Origin of the sequence: Nostoc sp. CCY 9925 (assembly GCF_963920935.1) — a bacterium.
Classification (GTDB): domain Bacteria; phylum Cyanobacteriota; class Cyanobacteriia; order Cyanobacteriales; family Nostocaceae; genus Nostoc.
The window spans coordinates 1-16,890 of record NZ_CAWUDO010000094.1 but is presented as its reverse complement, the minus strand read 5'-3'; the positions used below and the strand labels follow the sequence as shown (position 1 = coordinate 16,890).

The 16,890-nt window shown below is 40.2% G+C and carries 11 protein-coding genes; 7 read left to right on the top strand and 4 right to left on the bottom strand.

Translation table 11 applies throughout. From position 1 onward, the window contains the following. Positions 1–51: 51 nt before the first annotated feature. The gene (locus ACM0OY_RS31650; RefSeq protein WP_414572729.1) at positions 52–1,560 is read left to right on the top strand and encodes a UbiD family decarboxylase; all 1,509 of its coding nucleotides are present in this window, start codon (positions 52–54) and stop codon (positions 1,558–1,560) included. A 733-nt stretch (positions 1,561–2,293) separates the two neighbouring features. Here ACM0OY_RS31650 and ACM0OY_RS31645 read toward each other — a convergent pair. Next, on the bottom strand, positions 2,294–3,175 hold the full coding sequence (locus tag ACM0OY_RS31645; protein WP_414572728.1) for a TauD/TfdA family dioxygenase: 882 nt from the start codon (positions 3,173–3,175) through the stop codon (positions 2,294–2,296). Positions 3,176–3,409: 234 nt separating this feature from the next. Between ACM0OY_RS31645 and ACM0OY_RS31640 the strand changes: the two genes are divergently transcribed. From ACM0OY_RS31640 to ACM0OY_RS31630, 3 genes are all read left to right on the top strand, one after another. Beyond that, on the top strand, positions 3,410–3,946 hold the full coding sequence (locus tag ACM0OY_RS31640) for an SH3 domain-containing protein (RefSeq protein ID WP_414572727.1): 537 nt from the start codon (positions 3,410–3,412) through the stop codon (positions 3,944–3,946). Positions 3,947–4,029: 83 nt separating this feature from the next. Next, positions 4,030–4,221, top strand: a complete 192-nt coding sequence (locus tag ACM0OY_RS31635; RefSeq protein WP_414572726.1) for a DUF4058 family protein — start codon at positions 4,030–4,032, stop codon at positions 4,219–4,221. Between the two features lie 44 nt (positions 4,222–4,265). After that, positions 4,266–4,406: a DUF4058 family protein gene (locus ACM0OY_RS31630; protein WP_414572725.1), complete on the top strand. Its 141-nt coding sequence runs from the start codon at positions 4,266–4,268 to the stop codon at positions 4,404–4,406. Between the two features lie 68 nt (positions 4,407–4,474). Here the strand turns inward: ACM0OY_RS31630 and ACM0OY_RS31625 are convergent, their stop codons facing one another. Then, a complete protein-coding gene (locus ACM0OY_RS31625; protein WP_414572724.1) occupies positions 4,475–5,551 on the bottom strand; it encodes a hypothetical protein in 1,077 nt (358 codons plus the stop codon). A gap of 229 nt (positions 5,552–5,780) precedes the next feature. Between ACM0OY_RS31625 and ACM0OY_RS31620 the strand changes: the two genes are divergently transcribed. From ACM0OY_RS31620 to ACM0OY_RS31610, 3 genes are all read left to right on the top strand, one after another. Beyond that, positions 5,781–7,421: a tetratricopeptide repeat protein gene (locus ACM0OY_RS31620; RefSeq protein ID WP_414572723.1), complete on the top strand. Its 1,641-nt coding sequence runs from the start codon at positions 5,781–5,783 to the stop codon at positions 7,419–7,421. A 426-nt stretch (positions 7,422–7,847) separates the two neighbouring features. Further along, positions 7,848–9,830, top strand: coding sequence for a heavy metal translocating P-type ATPase (locus ACM0OY_RS31615; RefSeq protein WP_414572722.1), 1,983 nt, complete (start codon positions 7,848–7,850; stop codon positions 9,828–9,830). Positions 9,831–10,722: 892 nt separating this feature from the next. After that, a complete protein-coding gene (locus tag ACM0OY_RS31610) occupies positions 10,723–11,403 on the top strand; it encodes a hypothetical protein (RefSeq protein ID WP_414572721.1) in 681 nt (226 codons plus the stop codon). Between the two features lie 141 nt (positions 11,404–11,544). Here ACM0OY_RS31610 and ACM0OY_RS31605 read toward each other — a convergent pair whose 3' ends face one another. Both ACM0OY_RS31605 and ACM0OY_RS31600 read right to left on the bottom strand, forming a co-directional pair. Continuing rightward, positions 11,545–14,445: an NHLP bacteriocin export ABC transporter permease/ATPase subunit gene (locus tag ACM0OY_RS31605; protein WP_414572720.1), complete on the bottom strand. Its 2,901-nt coding sequence runs from the start codon at positions 14,443–14,445 to the stop codon at positions 11,545–11,547. Between the two features lie 7 nt (positions 14,446–14,452). After that, positions 14,453–16,717 (bottom strand): NHLP family bacteriocin export ABC transporter peptidase/permease/ATPase subunit, encoded by a 2,265-nt coding sequence (locus ACM0OY_RS31600; RefSeq protein WP_414572746.1) that lies wholly within the window; start codon positions 16,715–16,717, stop codon positions 14,453–14,455. Positions 16,718–16,890 lie beyond the last annotated feature (173 nt).

Genomic DNA, 16,890 nt, shown 5'->3' with positions numbered 1-16,890 from the left:
TAATATAAGAAAGCGCTTCACACTTCTTAAATAATCTGCTTTACAAGAACTATGGCCAGAGACTTACGGGGATTCATTAAGATTCTAGAAGAAAGAGGACAATTACGGCGGATTTCAGCTTTAGTTGACCCAGATTTAGAAATTGCTGAGATTTCTAACCGGATGCTACAGAAAGGTGGGCCAGGGTTGTTGTTTGAAAACGTCAAAGGTGCTTCTTTTCCGGTGGCGGTGAATTTGATGGGAACTGTGGAAAGAATTTGCTGGGCGATGAATATGCAGCGTCCAGAGGAGTTGGAAACTCTGGGGAAAAAGTTGAGTATGCTGCAACAACCAAAACCGCCGAAGAAGATTTCCCAGGCGATAGATTTTGGTAAGGTGCTGTTTGACGTGGTGAAGGCCAAACCGGGACGGGACTTTTTCCCCGCTTGTCAGCAAGTTGTGATTCAAGGCGATGATTTAGATTTAAATAAGTTGCCTTTGATACGTCCTTACTGTGGTGATGCTGGCAGGATTATCACGCTGGGATTAGTAATTACTAAGGATTGTGAGACTGGTACGCCGAATGTAGGGGTGTATCGCTTGCAACTACAATCAAAAAACACGATGACGGTTCACTGGTTATCGGTACGGGGTGGGGCGAGGCATTTGCGAAAAGCGGCTGAACGTGGGAAAAAATTAGAGGTAGCGATCGCACTTGGTGTAGATCCTTTAATTATCATGGCAGCAGCTACGCCCATTCCTGTAGATTTATCAGAATGGCTGTTTGCTGGACTTTATGGCGGTTCGGGCGTGCAGTTGGCCAAGTGTAAAACTGTAGATTTGGAAGTTCCCGCAGATTCAGAATTCGTCTTGGAAGGAACGATTACACCAGGGGAAGTTTTGCCCGATGGGCCTTTTGGCGACCACATGGGTTATTACGGTGGTGTTGAGGATTCGCCATTAGTTCGCTTCAACTGTATGACACACCGCAAAAATCCGATTTACTTAACAACATTTAGCGGTCGTCCACCCAAAGAAGAAGCGATGATGGCGATCGCACTTAATCGCATCTATACACCTATTCTGCGGCAACAAGTCTCCGAAATCGTCGATTTCTTCTTACCAATGGAAGCTTTGAGTTACAAAGCGGCGATTATTTCCATTGATAAAGCATATCCAGGACAAGCAAGACGGGCGGCTTTGGCGTTTTGGAGTGCTTTACCACAATTTACTTACACCAAGTTTGTCATTGTCGTCGATAAAGACATCAATATTCGCGACCCGCGTCAAGTTGTATGGGCAATTAGTTCTAAAGTTGACCCAGTTCGGGATGTGTTTATTTTGCCGAATACGCCCTTTGATAGTTTGGATTTTGCTAGCGAAAAGATTGGCTTAGGTGGACGCATGGGAATTGATGCTACCACGAAAATTCCGCCGGAAACAGAGCATGAATGGGGCGCTACTTTAGAATCAGATCCAGATGTGGCGGCGATGGTAGACAGACGATGGGCGGAGTATGGTTTAGCAGAGTTGCAATTAGGAGAAGTTGACCCGAATTTATTTGGCTACGATATGAAGTAATGTTTTGTATCGCGGTGCGTTACTACATTTGAACGGTACTTATATCATGTTCGGGTGAAGACTTATCATTAGGACTGACGCGGAGAAATTTTAATAATAAGTGATTATCTGAACTTGATATTACTTAAGCAAAAGCAGCTTTTCAAATCACAAAAGCTGCTTTTCAAGTCACAAAACCTGCTTTTCAAGTCACAAAAGCTGCTTTTCAAGTCGCAAAAGCAGCTTTTCAAGTTACAAAAGCAGCTTTTCAAGTCACAAAAGCAGCTTTTCAAGTCGCAAAAGCAGCTTTTCAAGTCGCAAAAGCAGCTTTTCAAGTCACAAAAGCAAATATAGGACTAGTATCAATACTTGTCGGTTAAGGGTAAAAGGGGAAGGGGAAAGGGGGAAAGAAAAAACCTTTAACCTTTTCCCGGTTGGTGAGCTTGTCGAACCATTAACCTTTTCCCCAAATCCAATGCCGAGTTAAAAATGCACAAAGCGAGCAGTATTGGGACTAGTATTTTATTTTTGAAATTACTCGTAGAGGCAGGGAACAGGCAATAGGCAATAGTGAAGAAGGGTATTAGAAGTGTACGGATTTTTTTTCAGAAATCAAACTGGATTCCTATATATTCGGCGATTAGAAATTCGGGCTACACAAACTAAGCCCGTACAGACGGACTTGAGGAATTTGAAACCTGCGTTGGCGGGTTTTTTCTGTATAACCGCGAATTCTATTCGCCAGGGCTTTTACCTAGAAAGGAAAAACTGGGGAACATAATCTGATATAAATATCTCTTTGGTCGTCAGCAAAAGCCCTTCTACCATGAAGAATTCTTGTATTGTCAATCATTAAAATATCGCCTTTTTGCCACGAAATTTCCGTGGTTATTTTTTCAGCAATTTCATTAATTTCAGACATAACCTCATCAGGAATTTCTGAATCATCTTCAAACTTCAAAATTTTTGGACTTAACTGCTTTGTGGGCAATAAGCTATTAATAAACACTTGATACTTTCCGCATCGGCTGGGAATAATCGCAGGACAAATGTATTCTAGCAGAATGGATTGGTCAGCGTTTATCTGAAGATGCGTATTATTTTTCTGACACATCTCTTCTAGCTTACTCAAATCATTCGTTTGATATTTTTTATTCCAGTCTTCTTCAGACATCCGAACAGTAAATTTTAAATTATTTTTCTTAAATAATTTTTTGGTTGAACTACTAAGTTCATTAAAAAAATGTCGCCCATCACATACAGTAGTTTCACCATCTTTTAAGGGCGGATTAGCACAGAAAAACCATAGCATGAGGGGGATATTCTGCTGATAGTACATTTCGCCGTGCAATTTAATTTCAGACTTAAAGTCATTTACACTTAAAAGAGTCTCATCTCCATTAATTACTCTTCTACTGAATGCACCGCCGGCATAATTTATAAAATCAGTACTCAATGAATTGCTAAATTCTTTAAAAATCTCAGCATTAGCCATAAATCCTCTAAAAAGTAAGATTCCATAGGATTTAAATAGATTAATAATTTCTTCCTTGTCTAATTCTAAGACACTGATATTATTTATATTGATAATCTCTTTAACTATGCCATTTGATATTGACTTTATCTTGGTATTCATAGGAATTTAATGAATGTGAATCAGTTTTTAAAGTCGGTGTTGGCTTTGACCATACCATATAGTGACATCTTAATACTCAATTCTATAGTTGTGTAACTTCATCAGCGATCGCATAACTAAATTTTGTTAAATCAAGAGTTATTACAGAGGAAAATCGAATTGAATAATAGTTAGGATGTGAGATAAGAAGAGAAATCCAGCTTTGATTACTGATGCCAGCAGATGGGAGAAATTATGACCAAAAAAGTGAAAAATTCAGCAAACAAGTTAGCGATCGCATTGGCATTCAGTTGTATTAGTGTAATGCTCAGTGGTATAGCTAATCAAATAGCTTTAGCGAAATCAACTAATCCTCAAAAGTGTGATATTTTTGCCTACGTTACTGATACAGATCCGCAAGGTTTAAATGTGCGGAGTGGTGGAAGTACGAAAAACAGAATTTTAGGGCAAATAGCGATTAATGAAACAGTTCAGGTTGTTGCTGCTGCTAAAAATTGGGTGCAAATTACTAATGCTAGTGGTGGTTTTCAAGGAACTGGATGGGTATTTGTGCCAAACTTAGGCTTATCAACTCAGGGCTATGGTACTAATGGCGTAGAGGTTTATGCTAATAGCAATGAACAAAGCCGAAAAGTGGGAAGAATTCCTGCTAATACGCCTGTCAAATTGTTAGGCTGTCAGGGAGATTGGGCGCAGGTAGAATATCAAGGTGTTAAGGGTTGGCTGAAAAGAGAAGATCAATGTGGTGCAGCGCTTACTAGTTGTTCTTAGAACCCCACCCCCAACCCCCTCCCCGCAAGCGAGGAGGGGGCTATGACAATTACTTCTAAAATTTTGGTTTTGAAATATTTGTTATGGCTTATCTATTTCCAGGGATGAATCCGTATTTAGAAGATCCTGCATTATGGCCAGGAGTACATGGGAGACTAATAGTAGCGATCACAGATTTTCTTTCTCCTCAACTGCGTCGTAAATATTTCGTCGCTATTGAAGAACGAATTTATCAAACTACTGCTGATGATAGGCTTTTAATTTACAAGATGTAATTCCCTCATTTCCCTTACCACTGCGAATTGATGATAGTGAACCTTTGATAGATTTGCAGAGTTTATTAACTGGGATTTATGACCGCGCTAGTTATGACTTAGTAATAGACTACAGCCAGCAGCCAGCATTACAATTATCAGAAGATAATGCAGCTTGGGTAGATGCATTATTACGCGAGAAATGATTACGTTAAAAAAAGTTTTCAAATACTACTAGTTTCTTAGTATAATTTATCGTCTATTTATTACATTACTATAAACCATTTTTATCTAAAAAGTCTTTCAATAACTTTTGGCTTATTTCTAATGCTTTTCTAAAATATTTAACCACTTGTTGCAAATTATTTATTTGCTCTTGAGTATTAACTTTCGCCATTTGCATTTCTAAAATTTCTTCTTCTATTTCATTAATTTTATTTCTCTGCGCTTTAATTATGTTTCTAGCATTCAAAGCAATTTGCTGCTTTATAACATCTTCTTGAACCAAGATAATATCGTTGAAAGTTACTAGAAATTTTGCTGCTTCGCGGACTGCTAAATTTGGTGACTGAGCGAATAATGAACTAATACCAGTACCAGCGCCAGTACCAAGAATTGCACCACCACCAACAATCACAGTCATTCCACCTGCCATACCAAAGCCACCTGCTGCCATAGCACCTCCACCCAAGGCAGCTAACACAGCTGAAATTGCCGCTGCGCCTGAAAGACCTGGTGCAAGTATAGGAGCCAGCAAAGGAACAAGAACAGGTATTGCGATAGCAGCAGCTACCGCTGCCACAACAGCTCCCCCTATCAAACCTCCTAACAACAAATTTAAAGGATTTGAGCCTATAATTTCATTGCTCCATTTTTGGTGATTAGATTTAAATCTTGTAACATATTCTCCTTCTACTCCAAGCTCATTTGCAAAAAAGATGACTCTTTCTAGAATTCTCAGGCGAAATGTTTCGCTAATTTTTAATTTTTTAAATTTTTCATCTTCCTGGATACCAAAAGGAGTATACATACTAAAGAGTGACAATTCCAAGACAATTGAATATAAAGGCCGTTTTTTATTTAGTGACCACTTCATTCTTTTGAATACTTCCTCGAATGAACAATAATCAGTATATAAATATCTATTATTTTTTTCTAAGCCGTTAGTAGCTATACTTTCTAAAAAATTTTCAACTGATTTAGTCCACTGGTTTAAATATTTATGTTTAAGCTGCTTTGTTAAAAAATCTGTTTCTCTGTCAACGTCTTGTTGTATTAAAAAATATTGAAAACTATACAAAATTTTCGTTTGCTCAAAAGTTAGTCCAAACTCTTCCATTGGCGAAGTCATATTTTGATCCTTAACACTTATACATAGTATTCCCACACTACTTAAGTGAATAACATCATCTATATCGTAATACACTCGCTTTCTGGAAATTTAATTGCATTAATTTAAATTAAGATTTAGTATATAAGATTAAGCAATTTTTGGGAATATCACCCAAGCTAATTAAAAGGTTTACGCCGAATGAATATTTTAATAGAATAATCTCATCAAAAGATTCGCAGCAATCAAAATGGACTGGATTACGCTACTGCGATCGCTACAGTCTGATTTTATCAAAAGGTTAGCATCTGGTTGTCTGCTTCATTGTGAAACAGAAGGTCAACATAGTGAATTAACTATAATTTCTGGAGAGAGGCTAAAAGCACTACGGGAATTTTGCTGGCTGATGGCTGAGAAATATAAGCGTGTTTTGCCAGTTCGTGATGTTTTTATCAGCTATCTAAAGGGAAAACTCGGTGAGGAAGTTGTCAAGGAACGTTTAGCTGATTTCATTACCGAGGTCGATTATGAAAAACGATTCGGCGGTGATGGTAAAATAGATTTTACCTTGACTTCTGACCCATCTATTGGTATTGAGGTTAAATCTCGTCACGGTAGTATTGATAGAGTTAGATGGTCAATTAGTTCTGAAGAAGTTGAAAAAAATGCAGTTGTAGTTTGCATTTTAATTCAAGAAGATGTCAGCGAGGCACAATCTGAGTATCACCTTTTTTTAGCTGGCTTTCTCCCAACCCGAATGATTAAGTTAAAGACTGGTAAAATTTCATTCGGGATAGATCAATTACTTTATGGTGGTGGCTTATTTTGTTATTTAGAACAGTTACAATCTTCTGTAAATCATAATTCTTTTAAACAACAACCACCAATTTACAAATATCTGCCAAAACAGGAAACGCCAGCTAAGCCAGCTAATAATCAGTTGCTCAAATCTTCTTTTCAACCTAATGTAGAGACTTATTTGCATTCTCGTGATGAAGATTTAAATTTGCTTTACATCCAATTAGGTGATGAATGTTTCAAAAAAGGAGAATATACAAATGCAATAGCTAGCTATAATCAAATTTTAGAAGTTAATAATAGTGATGCTGATTTGTATTATAAACGAGGTTTAGCTTTATATCAAATAGGTGATTATGAACAAGCGATCGCAGATTATTCTCAGGCAATTCAAATAAATATGAATGATGCCAAATCTTATAATAAACGAGGTTTATCTTTATATCAAATAGGACGATTACAAGAAGCAATTAATGATTATACCCAAGCTATTAGAATTAATCCTAACCTTGCTGTAGCTTATAAAAACCGCGCTGAAGCTCGTTCTCATCTAGGAGATAACCAAGGAGCAATTGAAGATTATACCCAAGCTATTAAAATTAATCCCGATTATGCTGATGTTTATAAAAATCGTGGTATTGCTCGTTATTTACTAGGAACCCCACCAGTATTTTCCCAAGCAATCAAAGTTAATCCTCAAGATGCTGTAGCTTACAAAAATCGTGGTAATGCTCGTTCTGATTTAGGAGATTTTCAAGGAGCAATTGAAGATTACACCCAGGCAATAGAGATTAATCCTAATTATATAGATGCTTATTATAACCGTGGTAATGCTCGTTTTGATTTAGGAGATTTTGAAGGAGCATTTGAAGATTATACTCAAGCAATCCAGATTAATTCTAATTATGCAGATGCTTATTATAATCGTGGCAATATTCGTTTAGAAATGGCAGATAAGCAGGGAGCAATTGAAGATTTTCAAAAAGCCGCAGATATATACCGCAAAGAAGGTAAGCTAGAAGCCCTCAAAGATACAAAACAAAGAATATTAGATTTAGAAATAGAAGAGTCGTTAGATATTTTAAACTTTTAAGGCATTGGGCATGGGGAGTGCTATTAGCGGTAGCGGTGCTTTTAGCCCGTAAGTCCTATAAGAGTTAAAAATCAATACGCTTGGGATAAGCCCAAAACCCTGATGTAGAGACGCAATTTCTCGCATCTCTAAAGACCGATTATTTACACAAATAACCTTTAACTGAACCGTATTACTTTCTAAGCGGCAAGTCCTCAGTTTTCGGAGGCATCTGCTGAGTTGGTATTGATACTTATTATCAAACAAAAAACATTTTATAAATTTATAAATCTTAGCATTCACTAAAAATTAATTGCAGGATTCAACAACTTAAATTTTTGTGTTGATATCGATTATCTTTCTTAAATTATTAACTTGTAAAAACTTATTTTTTTCATTACCTTTAAAGAAAGGTTCTATCAAATAACTTACTAGTCTGAACTAAAAATGAAGCCAAAAATACATTCAGAATCTTCAGGTTGTTGCAGTTGCGAACACGATCATCACGAGAATCATAACCATCATCATGATGAGAATCATAACCATGACCACAATCATAACCACGGTGAAGAATTCAATCTCAAAAATGAGATATTTCCTTTAGTAATAATTTTAAGTTTGTATACACCTGGTGTAATTTTTGAAGGACAGCTACATAATACACTCTATTCAATAGGTGAATATTTGGTTTTCATCCCTGCTTATTTATTGAGTGGATGGAGTGTTTTAAAAACTGCTGGACGCAATATACTTAAAGGGAGAATATTTGATGAAACATTTTTAATGACAGTAGCGACACTAGGGGCGATCGCAATTCATAAATTGCCCGAAGCTGTCGGAGTTATGTTATTTTATAAAATTGGCGAACTGTTCCAAGATATTGCTGTGAGCCGTTCTCGTAATTCTATCAAAGCTTTATTAGAAATACGCCCAGACTATGCAAATATCCAGACAGAAAAAGGACTCAAAAAAGTATCGCCAGACACAGTAAATATTGGAGATATTATAGTCGTCAAGCCTGGAGAAAAGATTCCCTTAGATGGTGAAGTTATCGAAGGAAATTCCCAAGTTGACACATCTGCATTAACTGGAGAATCTGTACCGCGAACGGTGAAGCTGGGAGAAACAGTTTTAGCCGGGATGATTAATAAAATGGGCGTTCTCAGCATTAAAGTCACAAAGCTGTTTGATGAATCTTCCATTGCCAAGATTTTAGACTTGGTGCAAAATGCTAAAAGCAAAAAAGCAGCAACAGAAAAATTTATTACTAAGTTTGCTCGATATTACACGCCAATAGTAGTTTTTACATCTCTAGCGGTTGCTTTGTTACCTCCTTTATTCATTTCTGGGGCAACTTCTTCAGAATGGATTTATCGTGCTCTAATTTTGTTAGTTATTTCCTGTCCCTGTGGACTAATAATCAGTATTCCATTAGGTTACTTTGGAGGTGTTGGAGGTGCAGCTAAACGTGGTATTTTGGTGAAAGGTTCTACGTTTTTAGATAGCCTAAATGCAGTCAAAACAGTTGTTTTTGATAAAACTGGAACCTTAACTAAAGGGGTATTTCAAGTCGCTAAAATAGTACCAAAAAATAACTTTAATCAGCAAGAGTTACTAGAATTAGCTGCTAAGGTTGAATCCCATTCTAATCATCCCATTGCCCAATCCATCCGCAACGCTTACGGTAATAATATCGCTCCATCTGATGTGAGAGATTATGAAGAGATAGCAGGTCATGGAATTAGAGCTAAAGTTGAAAATAAGGTAGTGATAGCAGGAAGCGATCGCCTATTGCATAAAGAAAACATTGCTCATGATAATTGCCTAGTAGAAGGCACAGTTATTCATTTAGCAGTAGATAATATTTATGCTGGGTATATAGTGATTGATGATGAAGTGAAAGAAGATGCCAGACAAGCAATTCAAACACTCAAAAAAATGGGTGTAGAAAAAACAGTAATGTTAACAGGAGATAATCAAGCGATCGCTTCTCGAATTGCTCAACAAATTGGCATAGATATCTACGAAGCAGAGTTATTACCAGAAGAAAAAGTCAATGCCATTGAAAAATTAATCAGCACCACCGACAAACATGGTAAAGTAGCCTTCATTGGCGATGGTATTAATGATGCGCCAGTGATTGCCAGAGCAGATGTTGGCATGGCAATGGGCGGCTTAGGTTCAGATGCAGCCATAGAAACTGCCGATATTGTGATTATGACAGATGCACCATCAAAAGTTGCAGAAGCAATACAAATTGCCAGAAAAACTCGGAAAATAGTTTGGCAAAATATTGGGTTTGCTTTAGCAATTAAAGGTGTGTTTATTGGATTGGGTATTTTAGGGATAGCAACAATGTGGGAAGCTGTCTTTGCTGATGTTGGAGTAGCTTTGCTGGCAATTTTCAACGCAACTAGAGTGATGAAGTGAAGAACTCAGAATTCAGGATTCAGGAGTCAGAAAAAGATTAAAACGTCTATTAATTGTTTCTGTTTGGTTTTCCCGTAATACCAATTCTGTATGAAGCTGCACATAATCAAGACTCCCCTGTAGTCCCCCCTTGGCAAGGCTACGGTGTACACACAAGTTATCGAATCACTACCAGCCCTCGAATTACCCCACCCTAACCCTCCCCTTGTCAAGGGGAGGGAACTAGATTTTCCGGTTTCCCCCCTTTCTAAGGGGGGATTAAAGGGGGTAATTTGACTTGTGTATACACGGTAGCCTTGGCAAGGGGGAAGGGGAAAAGGTTCTGCAAAAGTCCCTTTCCCCTTTAACCTTTACCCTTTTCCCCCAAGAGTGCAAAAAGCAATGAAAGCAAGAGGTCTATTGAACTACACCACTCCCTACTCCCCATTATCGGCCTCAATTGTGGTCTGAATACTACCAAAACTGCTGTAATTACAAAAACTCATCCTTGTATAAGCCCAAAATAACCCGATCTAGAACAACTTAAGCTGAGCTTATACATGGACATGTTTTTCTCGAAATTTGTGTTTTTGTATAAATAAAACTAAAGTGGTTCTAGAACGACTTATCTGTTATTTATACAAAGTCCTCGAATGATAAGTCAAAAAGAATTTTTTCTCGAACTACTTATTGTTAATTTATAGATTAAGACATTTTTGTCGAACTGACACCTTCTGAAGTGACAAATCAACATGTTTTTGCCAATCGGGCATGTTTTTGAGGGAGTCAGGAACATGTTTTAGTACAAATCCTTAATAAAATCGGGAATCCGTAATTGCGAAACTGTAGAAGTTAAAACTGAAAAGTAATAATTAAAGAAACCATCCTCAGTCGCATTCCCTTGAGGTATACCGTGAACTCATATATTAAAACTATCACTACAGCTGCGTTAGCGTTGCTGCTAATTTATTCTGCAAAAGAAGCAGTTGGATTAACCCAAAAAATCGATAGTTCAGTTACTATTGCTAAATCGCAATCATTAACAGACACCTTGATTGTGCCTGGGGAAAGAGTCGGCCCGATAACACGCACAACCACCAAACAAGATTTAGTTAAATTATTTGGTGCGTCTCGTGTTGTTGATAAAACGATTCCCGGTGCTGAAGGAATTGGTAATTTTCCAGCTACTCAATTAAAGTTAGATCGGGGGCGTTCTCTCTTGATAGTCTGGAGTGATAATACCCGCACCAAACCTTTAGATGTGCGTAACTTGGGTTCAGCTTGGAAAACCCGGGAAGGTATCGGCGTTGGCACTCCCTTGAGCGAGTTACGCAAGCAACTAGGTAACTTTAAACTCTATGGATTAGCTTGGGATTACGGCGGTACGGTTTTGTTAGATAGTACTAAATTATCTCGCTATCAAGGCAAACTCATTTTACGAGTAGACGCTGCTCCTAATGCTTACGAAAAGTTTCCTAATGACTACCAAGCAGTGTCTGGGGATAGTACTTTTTCCTCCAGCAATTCCCATTGGAAACCTCTGGGAATTAAGCTATCAGAAATTATCGTTGTCTTGAATCCTAGTCAGGAATAATAATACCAATTCAATTAATGATTGCAACATATTCTTTGGTCAAGTCAAGACGCGATGAATCGCGTCTCTACAAATGGTCTATTTGTCGCATTCTTTTTTCCAATTGGTATAACTATAAACCAGTCAACAGTCAACAGTCCCTCAAACATTACTCTCTAGCTGTCGGGCTACAAGTCGGGCAAATAAACCTTCTTGGGCAATCAACTCTGAGAAGTTACCCACCTGCACCACATGACCTGCGTCAATTACATAAATCCGGTCTGCATCGCGAATTGTGCTGAGGCGATGGGCAATTACCACTCTGGTAGCATTTAACTTGGCTAAACTTTCAGTGACGATCGCCTGGGTGCGGTTATCGAGAGCGCTGGTTGCTTCATCCATTAAAATAATTTTGGGCTTAGAAACTAGCGATCGCGCAATCAACAATCTTTGCCTTTGTCCGCCAGAAAGATTACTACCACCCTCAGCGATTATAGTATGCATTCCCATTGGCATTTGCTTGATATCATCAGCCAAGCCTGCCATCTGTGCAGCTGACCAAGCTTCTTCTAGAGAAACCAAAGCCCCAGCTGTGATATTCTTAAAAATCGAGCCTGTGCCGATTTTGCCATTTTGCAGCACCACTCCCAACTGTCGCCGCACAGCTTGGAGTTCCATCTGTGCCAAGTCTTTGCCATCATAATAGACATTGCCTGTTAATGGAGTTTCAAACCCCAACAACAAGCGTAATATCGTTGATTTGCCACTTCCAGAAGGGCCGACAATGGCAATAAATTCTCCTGGTTCGGCATGGATACTGACATCATTGAGAATTAAGCCTCCATTTTCCGAGTAGCGAAAGCTAACACGATCTAAGGCAATTTGGCCGTTTAATTGACCTGGGTTAAGTTTAGCGGGATCGTATTCAGGTTGCGATCGCAATATCGGTTTTGCCCGTTCCCATATTGGTACAATGCCCCAAACCTCTGATACAGTATTGCTCAAGTCAATTACGCCTTTGAGAAAAATCGTCGCTGCATAGTTAAAAGCAACAAATGTACCAAGTGTCAAGCGTGTCTGCATCAACAGCATGACACCGAAAATCAATATAGAATTTACCAAAGGCAGTGCTTCATTAAAAATCGAAACACCATCTTTAATTTGTTGCCAACTCGCCTTTAGCCGGATCTGCTGGCTATACTTTTTTGCCCAAGCGGCAAATGCGCGTTCTTCTGCCATAGCTACCCGCAGCTTGGCGACACCGTTGATAAGTTGGACGCTAAGTCCCTGAATCGCGCCATCGAGTTCTAGCTGTTTTTGTGATTTCTTCACTAATAAAAAGCTAGAAACAACAGTAAATACAGCGGCAAAAATTGTTAAACCAACTTCCACAAACGCTAATTGCCAGCTGTAAATAAACATCAAAACCAAGTTGAATAAGGCAAAAATTCCACTTAACAACGTTCTTTGGGTAGCACCGCTAACTTTTTGATGAATTTCCCTCACCGCCATCACGCGGTTAACCAAGTCTCCAGAAGTATACTGACGAAAAAATCCTGGACTTAATCTCAGCAACCTGTCCCAAATGGCTGGTTGCAATACGCTATTAGTGGCGCTTTCGATTCGGAGGGTAATAATACTTTGGGCAATTTGAAAAGCGAACTGTGCAAAGGCGACTGCAAACAGCACTAATCCAATTTGCCATAACAAAGCGCGATCGCCTTCGGGAATGGCATTATTGATTAAAATAGCCGTTGCTTGTGGCGCAACCATTCCCAATATCGTGCCTAATATGCCGACTAGACAAATATTAACGATGTCTTTTTCATAACCTTTGATTCCGAACCGCAGCAGGTCGATGGCGCTGAGTGCGACTTGCGGTAAAGGTCGATACAAAATATATGCTGTGGCTGACAGTGTTTTTGCTACTGATTCATTTACAGGTGTGCGAGTCCGCGCCACTGGATCAAAGATGACATAATCTCCATTATCTTTAGGCAACAACGCCACCGGGCGTTCCAACTCGGTATAAGCTAACATCGGCCCTTGGTCTTGACGCCACCAGTCGCCTGCCAAAGTCACCCGCCGAATGCGAATTTGGGATGCGTGGGCGATCGCCGCAACCGGGTCTTTAATAGTACTAAAATCATCTACAGGTGGACGAATTTCTATCCCTAATGCTCGCCCCACTGCTCCCAGTGCTACTAATAAAGGCGGCCCTTCTTCCAAGAAAGCAGCTTCTGGCTCTGGTTGCAATACTGTTGCTAAGTCTGAGAGTGCGTTTTCTATTACTTGCTGATTAAATTGCTCTCGTTGCTGAAACTGACGAAATTCTGCTTCTGCTTCCTTGCTTGCTAACAAACTGAAGTATTGAAAGAAATAAGTATGGAAGCATACTAAGCTTGTGAGTATTTCTTCGGCATTTTTGATATCTGCGGTTGGCAATATCCATCCGGTAACTGCATTTTCCGCCTCCAACCACATAGCACTAGTAAGTGGAAACATTGGCGAGGCACAATTGAGCTTTAATTCCTCGACTCCCATCCAGCGAGTATTTCCTTGCTGCAACTTCACCCACACGAGTGTTTGTTGCCATAATAGAGCCTCACCACTCGATAAGGAAAAATCCCCCTCAAATACCTCTACAAGATTTAATGGCATTGCCAAGACTGTTTGTTGGGCATTTAGAGATTGTCCCAAATGGTTCGCCCAACCTTCTAAAAGTGCCACAGCTTGCGGGTCTGCCCCTGCAACTTTTCTCACCAAATCAACTATTAATATCTGGCATAATTTAGTGGGTTCAATTGCGATCGCGACAAAACCCCATTGGCTTGGTGCTACTACTTCAGGTAACAACGCTGCACCGAACAATGCTTCACCTGCACTAACATGGAACAGATAGCGACGACGTTCCTCAACAGTACTGTTTTTCACTCTCGCTGCAAACACCGCCAATGTTCCAGACTGCACCACCCAGACTGTTTTTGGGTCATTCAACAGTAGTGGTTCGTTTGCTTGCAAAGAGTAAAGTTTAGGAGAAGGATTCACCTGCGGGTTACTCATAGCTTAACTATGCTTGTGCTGAGTGAAGTAAGCGAACATAGGTTCCGCCTTCCTGCCATAATTGCTCATGGGTGCCACGCTGCACGATTTTACCTTGCTCCAACACAATAATTTCATGGCAATCACGAATTGTGCTGAGGCGGTGAGCTACTACAATACACGAACAACCACGCTGTCGCAAGTTGCGGTTAATAGTCAACTCAGTTTCGGCATCCAAGGCGCTGGTTGCTTCATCCAGTACTAACACTGTAGGATTTTTCACCAAAGCGCGGGCGATTTCTAAACGCTGGCGTTGTCCACCACTAATATTCATCCCGCCTTCAATTAACTCAAAGTCATATTTACCAGGCAATGACGCGATCGCATCATGAATAGCTGCGTCCTGGCAAGCCCGCACCAAATCAGCTTCTGACACAGTAGAATCCCAAAGCGTAATGTTTTCCCGCACAGTCCCGGCAAATAAAAAGATATCCTGTTCGACCATCGCCAGCGAATTAGCCAACACAGAACGCTGAATTTGCGATCGCCCTACACCATCAAAGCAGATTTGCCCTCCCCAAGGCTGATAAAGCCCGCAAATTAATTTCGCAATTGTAGATTTCCCAGAACCACTCCCCCCCACAAGCGCTATCCGTTGTCCTGGCTTGACAACTAAGCTCAAATCCTCAATTAAAGGAGGTTCTACACGGCTGTACCCGAAGCTGACATTTCGTAACTCGACGTTACCGTGTAATTGCCAAGGAGATGAGAAAGAAATAGTAACTACTTCTGCCTCCTGCCTCCTGCCCCCTGCCTCACTTCGGCTACGCTCAGTGACCACCTGCCCCCTGCCTCCTGCCTCCTGCCTCTCCTCCACTTCCAAATCAACGGGATTTTGCAACACGTCATCAAGGCGGTTTAAGTCGGCTTCTAAATCTTGGAGTGTACTGCCGAAATTGACGAGGCTATTAACTGGCTCTAAGAAACTGATTGTTAAACTTTGGTAGGCAACGAGCATCCCAATACTGAGATTGCCATTCATTACCCGTAACCCACCAACCAGCAGAATAGAAGCTGTGGTTAGGGCTGTCAAAATTGTCGGTAATGTGGTGAGAATTTGAGTTTGTAAACCTAATTCCTGTTGGGCGTTAATTGCTTTAGCGTAATAACCAGCAAACCGAGCAAATAAATCTGATTCCAGCCCGGAAGCTTTGATGGTTTCTATGCTTTGGATGCCGCTAACCGTTACACCGCCGACTTTGCCATATTCCTGAGCTAGGCGCATATTGGCATCGACACGAGTTTGCGATAAAAATAGCAGGGCAAAGATATTGATGGCAGCAAAACCCAGAGCGATCGCACTCAACAATCGGTCATACTGAATCATAATCAGCAAATAAAAAACCATCATCACCGCATCAATGATTGTGGTTGCCAAAGGGCCTGAGAGTCTTTGTGCCACGCGGTCATTAAGTTGCATCCGGCTACTGATTTCTCCAGCAAAGCGTTGGTCATAAAACCCAATCGGCAATCGTAAAATATGCCAGAGAAACTGCCCACAAGTGCTGACTGACAACTTAACCATCAATCGCCGCAGGTAAGTCAGCCGCAATCTGGCAAGCAGCGCCCGCAATATAGTAGTTATACTCATGCCTAACAGTAAAGGCCGTAACCAGTCCTGCCGGTCTTGGACTAAAATCTCATCGATAAACACCTGGGAAAATGCTGGCACTGCTAACCGAGGCAACGTTAACAGTAAACCTGCCAGGAAGCAAAAAATAATAGTTCCCCGTGAGTTTTGTAAGCGGCTACTTAAAGCGGAGACAATATGATTTTTTTTCCCGCCCTTTTGAAAGTCCGCCCCAGGTTCCATTACCAGGACAACACCAGTGTATGAGCGATCGAATTCTTCCCAACTAACTGTTCTCCGACCATTAGCAGGATCGTTGAGGAAGACGCGTTTTTTGCTATATCCTTCTACCACAAGAAAATGGTTAAAATTCCAAAAGGCAATGTAGGGAGGACTAGTAGTTGCCACCTTTTGTAGAGGCACTTTTAAACCTTTGGCATTGAGTCCATAGTTTTTAGCAGCTTTGAGGATATTAAAAGCTTTGCTCCCATCCCGTGAAACACCACATTCTTCACGCAGTTTAGCTAGCGGTACAATCCGACCGTAATAGCTAAGAATTATTCCTAAAGCAGCCGCACCACATTCCACCGCTTCCATTTGCAAAAGTGTAGAAGTGCGGACGCGATTTGGAAATTTGGGTATGGGGCATTGGGCATTGGGCATTGGGCATGGGGCATTGAGCATGGGGCATTGGAGATATATTATGTGGAAGGGAAAAGTTAGTCTTTGATACTCGCCGACGAGTCTTTGATACTCGCCGACGAGTCTTTGATACTCGCGAACGAGTCTTTGATACTCGCGAACGAGTCTTTGATACTCGCGAACGAGTCTTTGAT